The sequence below is a fragment of the Streptomyces chilikensis genome, from assembly GCF_001642695.1.
Taxonomy (GTDB): domain Bacteria; phylum Actinomycetota; class Actinomycetes; order Streptomycetales; family Streptomycetaceae; genus Streptomyces; species Streptomyces chilikensis.
In genome coordinates this window covers 1-12,611 of sequence record NZ_LWCC02000130.1, presented here as the reverse complement: position 1 = coordinate 12,611, position 12,611 = coordinate 1, and the positions used below count along the sequence as shown (strand labels likewise).

14 protein-coding genes and 1 pseudogene are annotated in these 12,611 nt (G+C 72.4%); 5 read left to right on the top strand and 10 right to left on the bottom strand.

The genetic code is table 11. The features are described 5' to 3' along the window. Positions 1-71: 71 nt before the first annotated feature. Together A2U95_RS26580 and A2U95_RS26575 are read right to left on the bottom strand one after the other, a co-directional pair. Positions 72-515, bottom strand: a complete 444-nt coding sequence (locus A2U95_RS26580) for a hypothetical protein (protein WP_166027601.1) — start codon at positions 513-515, stop codon at positions 72-74. A gap of 104 nt (positions 516-619) precedes the next feature. Continuing rightward, entirely contained in the window at positions 620-994 is a 375-nt protein-coding gene (locus A2U95_RS26575; protein WP_166027599.1) for a hypothetical protein, read from the bottom strand. Between the two features lie 391 nt (positions 995-1,385). Between A2U95_RS26575 and A2U95_RS26570 the strand changes: the two genes are divergently transcribed. After that, positions 1,386-1,895 (top strand): hypothetical protein, encoded by a 510-nt coding sequence (locus A2U95_RS26570; RefSeq protein WP_166027597.1) that lies wholly within the window; start codon positions 1,386-1,388, stop codon positions 1,893-1,895. Positions 1,896-2,100: 205 nt separating this feature from the next. Beyond that, a complete protein-coding gene (locus A2U95_RS26565) occupies positions 2,101-3,063 on the top strand; it encodes a hypothetical protein (RefSeq protein ID WP_166027595.1) in 963 nt (320 codons plus the stop codon). A 19-nt stretch (positions 3,064-3,082) separates the two neighbouring features. Here A2U95_RS26565 and A2U95_RS26560 read toward each other — a convergent pair. The 4 genes and pseudogenes from A2U95_RS26560 to A2U95_RS26545 form a co-directional block, all read right to left on the bottom strand. Beyond that, positions 3,083-4,657 (bottom strand): annotated as a pseudogene (locus A2U95_RS26560) (UvrD-helicase domain-containing protein); the annotation flags it as partial. Between the two features lie 87 nt (positions 4,658-4,744). Then, positions 4,745-5,464, bottom strand: a complete 720-nt coding sequence (locus A2U95_RS26555) for a glycoside hydrolase family 11 protein (RefSeq protein WP_166027593.1) — start codon at positions 5,462-5,464, stop codon at positions 4,745-4,747. A gap of 475 nt (positions 5,465-5,939) precedes the next feature. Continuing rightward, positions 5,940-6,491, bottom strand: a complete 552-nt coding sequence (locus A2U95_RS26550; protein WP_166027591.1) for an MOSC domain-containing protein — start codon at positions 6,489-6,491, stop codon at positions 5,940-5,942. A gap of 186 nt (positions 6,492-6,677) precedes the next feature. Continuing rightward, positions 6,678-6,866 (bottom strand): hypothetical protein, encoded by a 189-nt coding sequence (locus tag A2U95_RS26545; protein WP_166027589.1) that lies wholly within the window; start codon positions 6,864-6,866, stop codon positions 6,678-6,680. Between the two features lie 120 nt (positions 6,867-6,986). On the opposite strand from A2U95_RS26545, the gene A2U95_RS26540 reads away from it, so the two are divergent. Further along, a complete protein-coding gene (locus tag A2U95_RS26540; protein WP_166027587.1) occupies positions 6,987-7,898 on the top strand; it encodes a hypothetical protein in 912 nt (303 codons plus the stop codon). 249 nt (positions 7,899-8,147) lie between these two features. Here the strand turns inward: A2U95_RS26540 and A2U95_RS26535 are convergent, their stop codons facing one another. Further along, the gene (locus A2U95_RS26535; protein WP_166027585.1) at positions 8,148-9,170 is read right to left on the bottom strand and encodes an LLM class flavin-dependent oxidoreductase; all 1,023 of its coding nucleotides are present in this window, start codon (positions 9,168-9,170) and stop codon (positions 8,148-8,150) included. A gap of 104 nt (positions 9,171-9,274) precedes the next feature. Here A2U95_RS26535 and A2U95_RS26530 point away from each other — a divergent pair, with 104 nt between their 5' ends. Then, positions 9,275-9,742, top strand: coding sequence for a DUF6314 family protein (locus tag A2U95_RS26530; protein ID WP_420857057.1), 468 nt, complete (start codon positions 9,275-9,277; stop codon positions 9,740-9,742). Here the strand turns inward: A2U95_RS26530 and A2U95_RS26525 are convergent. Together A2U95_RS26525 and A2U95_RS26520 are read right to left on the bottom strand one after the other, a co-directional pair. Continuing rightward, a complete protein-coding gene (locus A2U95_RS26525) occupies positions 9,718-10,302 on the bottom strand; it encodes a histidine phosphatase family protein (RefSeq protein ID WP_166027583.1) in 585 nt (194 codons plus the stop codon). The genes A2U95_RS26530 and A2U95_RS26525 overlap by 25 nt on opposite strands. Positions 10,303-10,500: 198 nt before the next feature. After that, on the bottom strand, positions 10,501-10,938 hold the full coding sequence (locus tag A2U95_RS26520; RefSeq protein WP_166027581.1) for a GNAT family N-acetyltransferase: 438 nt from the start codon (positions 10,936-10,938) through the stop codon (positions 10,501-10,503). Between the two features lie 176 nt (positions 10,939-11,114). Here A2U95_RS26520 and A2U95_RS26515 point away from each other — a divergent pair, with 176 nt between their 5' ends. Then, positions 11,115-11,339 carry a DUF1918 domain-containing protein gene (locus A2U95_RS26515; protein ID WP_166027579.1) on the top strand — a complete coding sequence of 75 codons (225 nt, stop codon included), beginning with the start codon at positions 11,115-11,117 and terminating at the stop codon, positions 11,337-11,339. Between the two features lie 113 nt (positions 11,340-11,452). Here the strand turns inward: A2U95_RS26515 and A2U95_RS26510 are convergent. After that, positions 11,453-12,611, bottom strand: a 1,159-nt coding sequence (locus tag A2U95_RS26510; protein ID WP_166027577.1) for a glycoside hydrolase family 10-like protein, incomplete at its 5' end; no start/stop codon positions are given.

Genomic DNA, 12,611 nt, shown 5'->3' with positions numbered 1-12,611 from the left:
ATCAACAGCCTGGGGGCCTCGATCGTTGCGTTCGGCTGGGGTCACCTGATCGGGGCCCACCTCGAAGAAGCTCACTGAAGGGCCAGACGTATGCCGTCGTCCGCGTCGGAGACCGCCTTGACCGCTTCTCTGATGTGCTCAGCCCACTCCCCTGCTTTGGCGCGGGCACTCTCCTGGAAGTCGGGGTCGTGTACGTACGCGGTGTGCTCCCCCTTGGTCGACCGCGCCGTGTCGAAGGCGACCACCCCTTGGTCCGAGACGCGCATACCGTCCTTGACGGCATCCGCCCGGACCGCTTCGACCCGCGCGCGAAGGTCGACGAGCTGCGTGTGGGCTTGACGCAGCAGCGCCGCTACAGCCTTCGCCTCGTTCTGTACTCCCTTGATCTCCTCCAATGTCACGGTAAAGCGGTCGTGCCCCGCTGTGGCGCTGGCTCCAATCCAGGTCTCACCCAGTGAAATGCCGTGCACCTCCTGTTCGTACAGCTCGCCGAGCTTCTTGAAGCTGCCGCTCATCTCCCCCACTTATCGGCTGCCGCGGTGAGCTTGGACAAATCGGTGCTCATCACTTCGTGGTAGGTCGGCATACATCCCCCGTCAGCCTGTCTACGGTCGGCGAATCAGTAGTGGTCGACGGCAGAGGGCTGAGATATTCGCGCCGCGGTGCCCAGGTCGTTGTCGTGGAGCACAACAGTGGTCTTGCGCAATGCCTTGCTCTCGGCAGCAAGACGATCAAGAAGGGACTTGACCTGTCGCTCCCATGTCCGACCGACCTTGTCCAGTGCGGACGAGGAGTCCCAGCCCTCTCCGTCCCTTGCGGCGAACTCCTTCACTGCGGCCTTCGTGGTCTCCGCGGCGTGCTTGCCGTCTCGCAGCGCAGTCGGCAGGAGCACCTCGTCGATCGCCTTCGCCGCCGCCTTCTTCTGTGCGGGGCTGGAAGCCAGGTCCGGGGCGGATCCGCCACCACCCGCCGGTGCGAGTTGATTCAGCCTCATTCCGTTGTCGTCGCCCGACGCGACATCGGCTTTTATTCGTTCCCACTCGTCCCAAGCCGTGGGTCATCTCCCCCTCAGCAACTACCGCACGCAAACTTACGGGGAGTGAGTCATGCAGGACAGCCATTACTCGGTCATGCGTTCCGGGGAACGGCATCAGCGCTCGACCGGCATTCGGTCGTGAGACGAGAGACAGCGAATGAACGACATTCACGCGCACAGCCACCCCGGTGTTCATCGGAACAACCGGCACAGGTACGGCGGCCGGTGGTGGCTTGTGGCGGTCGTGGGCGTAGGGGTGCTCACTTCCTTCGGTACAGCCTGCGGAAGCGACGTGGCTCCGGGTCAACAGGGCAGCAGCCGAACGGTGGAAGAGGAAAGCGCGGCAGGCATGGAATGGGCCAAGGGCATCACACCGGAGTGGATGAGCGAGCAGATGGGCCTGGGCATCCCTGCTGCGGCCCGGTCGCCGCAGGCGGCCTACCGGATCACGCCTCGCTACGACACCGGTCTCCTCACCTTCACGCTGACCAGGTCCGAGGCGCAGCGCTACCTGGAGAACCATCCCCCCGAGGGCAAGTGGCTCCGGCCGACCCCCGGGCAGGCCGAAGGGACAACCGGGGAGGAGCACTTCGCGCACTTCGGGCTTCCGGAGCCGGAGAGCTTTGAGGAAGGAGTGCGCTACGGGTACGTGTGTCCCGGAGCGGACGGGGCCGGTGGCGAGCCGGACTCCTCCGGTGCCGACGAGAACTGGCCCGGCACGTCCGATGAGTACGACGTCGAGGACCCGTCCGACGAGCGGTGCGTCACCCTGCACGCGCACGATTACGCACCGGACCGCACACGCATCTACCTCCAGGTCACCTTCCCCTCCGGAACGGGCCCACTGCCCGCAGGCTGAACCAGCTCCCGGCCCCGCCGCTGTCACGCGAAGCGGCTTACGTGTGAGTTGAGTCCGGCATGGCCGGACTCAACTCACACGCAAGCACCGATCTGAGATCTGACCGCCGGGGGTGTTTGTCCGGTGTTCCGGGAGGGCTATCACTCTGAGTAGTCAGGGGTGGCGGCGGGGCTGCTCCGCGGAGGACGGAAGCCACCGGGGAACCATGGACGCGAGGAAGACCGGGAGCACGGCCAAGGGCAGAACCACGGGCAGCAGCAGTCACCGCTGCCAAATCGCCTCACACGCTCAGCTCCTGCGGGCCGGCTGGTGCCGGGACACCATCAGCCGCCGGGCCCGCGGTGCCTGGCAGCGGCCGCTGCCCGGCACATACGTGCTGCATTCCGGCCCCCTCACCTGGCAGCAGCGCTACCAGGCCGCCCTGCTCTACGCAGGCGACGCCGCGCAGCTCACCGGACCCGCCGTACTCGCCCTGCACCGCTTCACCGATGCGCCTGCTCCGGCCCAGGTCCAGAAGGTGCACGTCCTGATCCCCGGGACCCGCGCCCGAGCCTCCACCGGATACGTCCGTGTCCAGCGCACCCGCAGCCTCCCTCCGCATCCCGTCCGCCTGGACGGCTTCCCGTGCGCCCCGCTCCCCCGCGCGCTGGCCGACGCACACGGCCGGATGCCGGACGAAGCGCTGCGGGGTTGTCTGTACGAGGCGGTGCAGCGCGGCCGGTACCAGGCAGCAGACCTGCGAGAGGCGTTCCGTGCGCGCCGCGTCGCGGTGACCGGTGAGCTGGCCTCCGTCTTCGCCGACCTGGCCGCCGACACCCACTCGGTGGCCGAGGGGCGGGCCCGTCGGCTGATCGCTGCCGCTCCCGACATCCCCCAGCCGCTCTGGAACCCGAAGCTGCACCTCGACGGAAGCTTCCTCTGCCGCCCGGACGCCTACTGGCCGGTCCACGGGATCATCCTCGAGGTCGACTCCGTGCGCCACCACGCCCGTGGCGACGATTTCGCCCGCACCCTGGCTCGCCACAACCGCCTCACGGCTCTCGGGTTCTGCGTCCTGCACGTCACCCCGGCTCAGCTCCGCGACGTCCCCGCTGAGTTACTCGCCCATCTTCGCGGGGCCCTCGCCCGGTCCCCGTACGGGCCGGTGAACCGGGTGAGGGTGACGTGAGGACGGCGCCGGGTCTTCCTCACGCCGGGACGAACGGGCTCGCCGCCCCGCTCCACGTCACCGACAGGGACTCGCGGGCCCGGGTGCAGGCCACGAACAGCAGGCACCGCTCGCGCAGCAGGTCGGACTCGTGCTGGAGGGGGTCGACGTCCGCCGGGGTGAGGGCGGAGGCGAAGGGGAGGGAGGTCGCGGTGGCGCCGAGCACGGCGACGCAGCGGAACTCCAGGCCCTTCATGGCGTGCATGGTGGCGAGGCGGACGCCCTCGGTGCCTGGGCCTGGACGGTCCTTGACGCGGACGACCGGGACGCCGACGGCCTCCAGCTTGTCCTTCACCTTGTCGAGGAGGAGGTTGAAGCGGGCGCAGACGCCGATCTCGGCGGGGCGGACGCCCTGGGCGATCCACTCCTGGACGCGGTCGACGAGGGCGGTGACTTCGGCGGCCTCGCTGTCGTACCCCCCGTGGTGGGGGCGGCGGCCGTGCAGGAGCGAGCAGTAACCGGCCAGGGAGTCGGTGCCGTCGCCGCCGAGGTCGTCGACGGTGACGGGGGCGAGGATGCCGGTGGACCAGACCAGGATCTCCTCGGTGGAGCGGTGGTTGACGCGCAGGCGGTGGGAGCGCCCGGTGACCTTCATGCCGAGGGAGGACAGGGAGACCTTCGCGTCGTAGATGCGCTGGTGCGGGTCGCCGCAGAGGAAGAGGTCGTCGGTGTCCGGGGCGGCGGCCGCGCGCAGGACGCGCCACTGGGCGGGGTGCAGGTCCTGGGCCTCGTCGACGACGACGTGGCGGCGGGTGGGCCCGGAGGCGGCGAGCAGGTCGGCGGCGCGGGCGCAGACGCGGAGGTGAGTGGTGGCGCCCTGGTCGCGCAGGAGGCTTTCGAAGTGCTCGACGGCCGACCAGAGCCGCGCGCGGCGGGACGGGGAGAGCGCGCTGCCGCGGCCGCGGCGCTGGGCGGCCAGGTAGGCGTCCTCGGAGCGCAGGTCCTGGCCGAGGACGACGTGCCGGTACTCCTGCTCCAGGAACTGCTCCGTCCAGGGCAGGTCCAGCTTCTTGATCACCTTGCCCCACAGCCTGCGGACCTCGCGGTCGCCCAGCGGGGCGGGGGCGCGGCCGTCGTGGCGGGTGACGACGCCGTTGGCGAAGGCGTCGACGGTGGTGATGTCCACCCGGCCGAGGAGGTCCCGGTCGTCGTCGAGGAGGAAGGCCAGGTTCTCGCGGAGGGACTCCGCGAGGGCGTTGGTGAAGGTGGTGAGCAGGATCCGGCTGTCGGCGGAGCGGGAGAGCAGGTGCTTGACGCGGTGCAGGGCGACGACGGTCTTGCCGGTGCCGGGTGGACCGTAGAGGACGAGCTGCCGCTCGTCCCAGAGGAGGTCGCGCATCTCCCGGAGCCGGTCCAGGTCGTCCACCAGCAGGTCGTCCGCCAGGGCCTGGGAGGGCTCGCGCAGTTCGAGTTCGCGGCGTGCGGTGAGCACGGGGATCACCTCGCTCGGGTCCCGCTCGGCGTCGTGCGCGGCCTCCTCCGCGAGCTCCTCGTCGGACAGTCCGAGCCCCTCGACCAGCGCCTGGACGGCGGTCAGGCCGACCACGTCGTGCTGGGCGTGTACGGCCACGGCGGCGAACCGCCGCGGCCGCGGGCCCCGTCACGAGGACGGGGCCCGCGGCCGGTGGTCACCGGACCCGCGTCAGCCGCTGACGGTGATGTTCGAGCTGCCGCTGCTCTGGTAGCCCTCGGTCGCCATGATCATGTAGTACCTGAACTGGCCCATGGGCATGCCCGCGCGGGCCCAGGCGTCGAAGTGGTTGCCGGTGGTGATGGTGCCGTTGCCGATCAGCTTCTGCTGACGGACGCTCCAATACTGCTGGAAGGTCTTGGTGCCTTCCACGGACGGGGCGTTGTACCGCGTCGTCTGGTAGATGTCGTACGTGCCGCCGTCGCTGTAGACGGTGCCCTTGTAGGTGCCGGTGGGCCGGTAGCTGCCCCAGTTGTCGACGATGTAGTACTCGACCAGCGGGTTCGAGGTCCAGCCGTAGAGGCAGCCGTAGCCGTTGCCCGACGGGTTGAAGTAACCGGTGTAGCGGACCGTCCGGCGTCCGCCGGTGCTCCAGCCCTTGCCGGCGACGAAGTTGCCGCAGTTGGTCCACTGGGTGCTGTAGCTGCCGCCGCCGTTGAGCGTCATGGACACCGAGCCGCCGCCGTCGGTCCAGAACGAGTAGTACATGCCGTCCGTACCGGTCTGGTTGGTCCTGATGGTGGTGGCGGCGTGGGCGGTGCCGGGCAGCAGCAGCCCGGTCGCGGTGCCGAGCGCGAGGCCGGCGCCGCCGAGGAAGCCCCGTCGGCTCAGGCCGGGGGGGACGACGAGGTTCTGCTTGGTCTGGTCCTGGTGCGTACCGTCCTGCTGCACGTTCTCTCCCGAGGAAGGCTGGTGGGGGCCGGGAGGCTTCTGCCGCCCGGCGGCCTTGCGTGCGCGCGGCGGGGCTGGCCCGTCGTCGCTTCGGCACCCGGTCGGCGCCCCGGCCGCATGACGCGGGGGACACGACGGGTTCCTGTCGTTCGGTGGGCACAGTTTTCGTAGACGCTCATGCACCTGTCAACGCTTTCGACATTCTTTCGGAAACATTCCCGTTACTGGAACGGTTCTTGACGGTGCGTCTTCACTGCTCAAACGGTCGACTACCTGGCCCGGAGCAGGATTTCGACGGAAATCCGGGGCGGGAGGAACAGAAGCGCGTGCGGCGTCTCCGAATGTTTCGAAGACGCCGCAGGCGTCCCGATGTCCGGTCGCGGAGCATGGCGAGGACGGCCGCGCGACCGCGTCGGCGTGCCTTGCGGCACCCGTGCGTGCGGCCGGGGAGGGCCGGGCGGACGTCCCGGGCGCGCTAGACCCGTTCCAGCGGGTGGTGGGGAGGCGCGGGGAGCTCCACCTCGACGCGGTCGCCGGGGCGGACGGTCCCTCCCCGGCGGACCACGGCCATGACGCCGGACCTGAAGGTGAAGTCGCCGGACACGGGGTCGATGGCGAACATCTCCCCGAGCAGCCCGTCCCGGAAGTCGTTGATCTTCGCGCACGGGTTGCGCAGCCCCGTCACCTCGAGCACCGCCCCGTCCCCGAGGTGGAGGAGGGAGCCGGTCGGGAGGCCGAGCAGGTCGACGCCGCGGGTGGTGACGTTCTCGCCCAGCTGCCCGGCGGAGACCCGGTAGCCCTTGAGCGCGAGTTCGTCGAAGAGTTCCTCGTGCATCAGGTGGACCTGCCGGAGGTTGGGGAGGTCCGGCTCGTAGGTCATGCGGAACTGGTGGCGGATCGTCCGGCCCGCGTGGACGTCCCCCTCCACCCCGAGGCCCGGAAGCAGCGTGATCGAGGCGCGGTTCGGCTTGCTGAAGGAGTACTCCTCGTGGCGGCTGACCGCCACGACCCGGCCACCGGTCGTCACCGTGCTTCCTCCTGTCGTCGGTCCGCGGCGGCCGGTGCCGCCGGCGGGGCGCCCCGCCCGGGGCGGCGGTCCGCGCGGTCGCCCGGCCCGGCCCGGCGCACCCGTGACGACCACCGGGACGGTCCCCGGGACGGAGCCGGTCCGGCGGGCATCGGCGGGGCGTCCCGGAGCGTGCCCGGCGCCCGTCTAGTCGCCATCGCCGCCCTGCCGCGAGCGGGAGCTCCGGCTCGCGCTGCGGGCCAGTTCGCTGCCGAGCAGCGTCGCCCTGGCCACGCCGCGTGCCCAGCGAGGCGCGTCGCCCCGGGCCTCCCAGTAGACGCAGGCGCAGCCGCCGACGACGAGCACGACGAGGACCCCCAGTACGAGCACGACCATGCTTTCCCCCTGACGCATGTGACGGTCCGCGCCATCCTCTCAGGCGGGTCCCGCCTCCGGCAGGCCCGGGCGCCGCCCGCGGCGCGGCCGTTGTCCGTGCCGTGGTCTTCACTGTGCGCCATGGAACTCACGCACGTGACCGTCAGGGACCTCCTCGCGCGACTCGGCCCGGGAAACGGCCACGTGTACCTGCCCCACGAGTTCGACCCACAGGTCCTGACCAAGCTGCTCGCCGACGCCTACGGCACCCCGCGCACCCTCGTCCTCGACGGCTTCACCGATCCCACGGTCGACGAGTCCAGGGGCGCGGCTCTCCTCGCCCCCTTCGGCGACCGGGCCGTGAAGATACGCGCGTGGGCGTACGGGAACCGGTGGATCGGCACGGGTACGGCGCGGAACGAGGAGGGCACCGAGCTGCCGGTGCTGGTGGTCGCCGGCCGGGAGGTGCCGGTGTCCCCGCAGGTCGCGTCCGTCGAGGACGGCGAGGACGGCGAGGACGGCGAGGACGGTGACTGGTTGCGGCGGCTCGCCGCCGTTCATCGGGAGGTGCCCGCGCTCACGCGGGCCTCGGGAACCGGCGGGGGCGTCGACTGGTCGCGGCGGCTCGTGGAGATCACCGGCTGGACGCGGCCCGCCCGTCGGCCGGACGTCGACTGGGCGGAGATGGAGTCACGCCTGGGCACCGCGCTGCCGGGCGACTACAAGCGCATGGTGGAGACCTTCGGCGAGGGGGCCTTCGACGGTGAGATGCAGCTGCTCCAGGAGCCGTGGACGCACCCGCGGGAGGAAGGGCTGCTCACCTGGGCCGGTTCGGACCAGGAGGAGGCCTACTGCTGGCGGACCGTCGGCGGTGATCCCGACCGTTGGCCGGTGGTGGTGCGGTCCTCCGACGGCCTGGACACCCACTTCGACTGCGGGGCCGCGGAGTTGGTCTGCCGCGTCCTCCTCGATCCGCACCACCCGTACACACTGGCCCGCTACTACGGCACTCCCTGGTTCATGCCCTTCATGCCCTGCCCGGACCTTCCCTGAACCCGTCGCCACGGGCGCCGGGCGACAGCCGGCGACGGCGGGCAACCGCGGTCCACGGCGAACGCCGCGGGCGACCGTCCCGGTGACGCCGTGCCCGGCGCGGCGCGGCTGCGCTCCCGCGCGGTGGGCGGATCCGCATCGCGGTGCCACGGCTGCCGGTGCCCGGCCCGGGGCGGTGGAGGAACGGCATGACGAACCCGGACGGCGACGCCCCGGACGGCGACGCCCCGGACCGCGCCGCCCCGCCGCTCAGCGCCAGCCCAGGGCCGGGGCCACGTGGGTGAGGATGGACTCCAGGACGTGGGCGTTGTAGTCGACGCCCAGCTGGTTCGGCACCGTGAGCAGCAGGGTGTCGGCGGCGGCGATCGCCTCGTCCTTGGCGAGTTCCTCGGCGAGGACGTCGGGTTCGGCGGCGTAGGAGCGGCCGAAGACGGCGCGGGTCTTGGCGTCGATGTGCCCGAAGTGGTCCTCGGAGTTCCTCTCCCGGCCGAAGTAGGCGCGGTCCCGGTCGTCGACGAGGGCGAAGACGGAGCGGCTGACCGAGACCCGCGGCTCGCGTGCGTGGCCGGCCTCCCGCCAGGCCTCGCGGTAGGCCTCGATCTGCTTGCGCTGCTGGATGTGCAGGGGTTCGCCGCTCTCGTCGTCCTTGAGCGTCGAGCTCTGCAGGTTCATGCCCAGCTTGGCGGCCCAGACGGCGGTGGCGTCGGAGCCGGAGCCCCACCAGATGCGCTCGCGCAGGCCCTCGGAGTGCGGCTCGACGCGCAGCGGCCCGGGCGGGTTGGGGAACATGGGGCGCGGGTTGGGCTCGGCGAAGCCCTCGCCCTTGAGCACCTCGAGCAGCACCTCGGTGTGGGTGCGCGCCATGTCGGCGTCGCTGCCGCCCTCCGGGGGCCGGTAGCCGAAGTAGCGCCAGCCGTCGATCACCTGCTCCGGTGAACCGCGGCTGATGCCGAGCTGGAGCCGGCCGCCGGAGATCAGGTCGGCGGCGCCGGCGTCCTCGGCCATGTACATGGGGTTCTCGTACCGCATGTCGATGACGCCGGTGCCGATCTCGATCCGGCTGGTGCGGGCGCCGATCGCCGCGAGCAGCGGGAACGGCGAGGCGTACTGCTGGGCGAAGTGGTGCACGCGGAAGTAGGCGCCGTCCACCCCCAGCTCCTCGGCGGCGACGGCGAGGTCGACCGCCTGGAGGAGGGCGTCGGACGCGGTCCGGGTCCGCGAGTGCGGGGTGTCCGACCAGTGGCCGAAGGAGAGAAAACCGATCTTCTTCATACTGTCTTCAACACCTGTCGGCGGGCTGCATTCCGCTCGGCGGCACGACGGCGGACCGGACGCGGGACGCCCCGGGATCGGGAGTGGCTGTGGGAGAGGAAGCGATGGCGGCGGCACCGGTGGGTTTCCGGCCGGTGCCGGACCTCTGGGCCTACCTGCCCGGGACCTGGCGCACCGTGCGCACCGTGCGGGACCTCGCCTCCGGGCACGAGGGCCGGTTCACCGGGGTCACCGTGTTCGGGCCGCCGCCGGCGCCGGAGGAGGGGCTGGTGCAGCGGGAGGACGGCGACTTCGTGTGGCGGGGCGTGTCCCGTCCCGCCGGGCGGACGCTGCGGCTGCTGCCGGGGCCCACCCCCTCCTCGGCGGACGTGCGGTTCGCCGACGGGCGGGAGTTCCACGCGCTGGACCTGGCGGGAGGACGCTTCACCGCCGCGCACCCCTGCGCCGCGGACCTCTACGAGGGCGAGTTCACGGTGCTGGACGCGGACCACTGGCGCACCGTGTGGCGGGTGCGCGGCCCGGCGAAGGACCTGGTGCTGACCACCGGCTACGCCCGCACCGGCGGCGCGTAGGGCACGTCCAGCCGCAGGTACCAGCGGCCGGGACGGCCGAGGACGGTGACGGCGGAGAGCGGGCGGACGTCGACGTTCCAGTAGACGGACGGCGGCGCCTTGAGGGCGTAGGTGAGCGCGGCCCGGATCACCGCCGGCTCGGCGACGGCGGTGATCGTGGCCCCGTCGTCCGAGGGCCGGGTGTCGAGCCAGCCGCCGACGCGGGTGATGAAGTCGTGCAGCGACTCCCCGCCGTGCGGCGCGCAGCGCGGGTCGGCGAGCCAGGCGTGGACGGCCCGCGGCTCGCGGGCCATCGCCTCGCCCAGCGTCATGCCGCGCCACCGGCCCATGTCGCAGTCGCGAAGCGCGGGCTGCACCAGGGGGACGTAGCCCAGCAGCTCGCCGGTGGCCCGGCTGCGCGGGGTGGGCGAGCAGTAGCGGAGGTCGGCGGCGGCCAGGGGCGCGAGGCCCGGCACGGCACGTTGGATCCCCTCCCGGTCCAGGGGGCTGTCGTCGTCGAACCGCTCGGCGACCGGACGGGTGCTGCTCGCGGCTGCAACGAAGGTGACCCGAACATGCATGCGGTGATGTTCGACCCGGGGGGTGGGTGGGTCAAGGGGGCCCGCACCGCCGGACGCCACGGCCGGGCGCCCGGCCGGGTCCGGGCCCTTCCGTCCGGCGGGCGGAACGCCGTCCGGCCGGCCGTCCGGGTGTCGTCCGGCGGGCCGGCGGAGTGCCGCCCCTTCCGTCCGGCCGGGCCGGGACGCCGCCGCGGCCGTTCAGCCGAGCTGGAGCGCCATCCAGTGGTCGGGGCGCTCGAGGGGCTCGAAGCCGAGGCGGGCGTAGACGCCGTGGGCGTCGTGCGTGGCGAGCAGGATCCGCCGCAGCCCGAACGCGCGCAGCTCCTCGCGGGCGCGGGCCACCAGGGCGACGCCGATGCCCTCGCCGCGCACCGCCGGGTCGACGTAGACGTCGCAGAGCCAGCCGAAGGTGGCCCGGTCGGTGACCGCGCGGGCGTAGGCGGCCTGGGCGCCGGTGACGGCGTCGTACACCCCGAAGTTCAGCGAGCCGGCCATCGCGGCGTCGTGCCGGTCCCGGGTGCGGCCGAGCGCCCAGTAGGCGTCGGTGGAGAGCCAGTGGTGCACCCGGACGGCATCCACGCGGGCGGGATCGGCGGAGAACTCGTACCCCTCGGGCAGGGGCGGCAGATCGGTCATGACGGGGAGGGTTCCAGCGCCCGCGCCGCCCCGCAACGCGATTTCGGCGCGCGGTACGGGCGGGCGCGCACGCCCGGCACCGCTGCCCGAGCCGGACCCGGCCCCCGCTCGTAGACTCGGAACGAGGGGGGAGCTCCTGGAACGGATCGCTGGACGACGAGACGAGGAGGCCCGCCATGTACGCACGTGTGGGTGACCGGCTGGTGACGCACGGCAGAGTGGTCGGAGCGGGCGACCGGACCGCCGAGGTGACCGAGGTCCTCGGCCCCGAGGGCGCACCGCCCTACCGTGTCCTGTTCGAGGACGGCAGCGAGGCGATGCTGTGGCCCGGCCCGGACACCGAGGTCAGGCACCTGACGACCGGCACCGGCGTCACAGGCGACGGCGGTCACCGCCTGTAGGCCCCTGTAGGCCCGGACGGCCGTGGAGCGCCGCGCGGCTCCGCACGACGCCGTGCGGCTCCGTGCGGCTCCGTGCGGCTCCGTGCGGCTCCGTGCGGCTCCGTGCGGCTCCGTCAGCCGGTGTAGTGGTCCGCGACGACCCGGGCCAGCGCGCCGCTCGGGTCCGCCGCGACCTCCTTGGCCGAGAAGAAGACGTGACCCCCCACCTCCGGCAGCGCCGCCGCGAGTTCCAGGTGGCGGGAGAGTTCACCCGGGTCCTGCCAGGCCGCGGCCTGCGCCGGATCGCCGGCCTTGTACAGCGCCTCCCCGATGTACAGGGCCGTCTTCGTGCCGCGCGCCGTGTCCGCCCACCATTCGGCGAGCACGGCGTAGTCGGCCGCGCTCTGTCCGATGTGCCAGTACAGCTGGGGCACCACGTGGTCGATCCACTCCTCGCGCACCCACTTCCGGGTGTCCGCGTACAGGTCGTCGTAGGTCTGCACCCCGCCGCGGGTCTGCGAGCCGCGCGGATCGGTGGCGGCGTTGCGCCAGATCCCGAACGGGCTGATCCCGAACCGGGTCCCCGGCCGGGCCGCGCGGATCCGCGCCGCGGTCTCCCGCACCAGCAGGTCGATGTTGTTCCGCCGCCACGCGGCACGGGTGGAGAAGGCGTCGCCGTGCGCCTCGTAGGCGGCCTCGTCGTTGAAGGACTGTCCGGCGACCGGGTACGGGTAGAAGTAGTCGTCGAAGTGCACGGCGTCCACCGGGTACCGCTCCACCGCGTCGAGGATGGCGTCCTCGACGAAGGCACGGACCTGGGGCAGGCCGGGGTTGTAGTACAGCTTGCCGCCGTACGGCACCACCCACCCCGGGTTCCTGCGCGCGGGGTGGGTGGCCACCAGGCGGGACGGGTCGGTGTGCGTCGCCACCCGGTAGGGGTTGAACCAGGCGTGCAGCTCCAGTCCCCGGGCGTGCGCCTCCGCGACGGCGGTACCCAGCGGGTCCCAGCCGGGGTTCTGGCCCTGGGTGCCGGTGAGGTAGGCCGACCAGGGTTCGTGCGGGGAGGGCCAGAAGGCGTCCGCGGTGGGGCGCACCTGGAAGATCACGGTGTTCAGCCGCCGCTCGACCGCGGCGTCCAGGTACCGCAGCAGCTCGTCGCGCTGGCGGGCCGCGCCCAGCCCGGGGGCGGACGGCCAGTCGCGGTTGGCCACCGTCGCCAGCCACATCCCGCGCATCGCGCCGGCGGGCGCCGCGCCGCCGCCCGCCGCCGCCCCGGAGCGCGTCGCCGGCGCG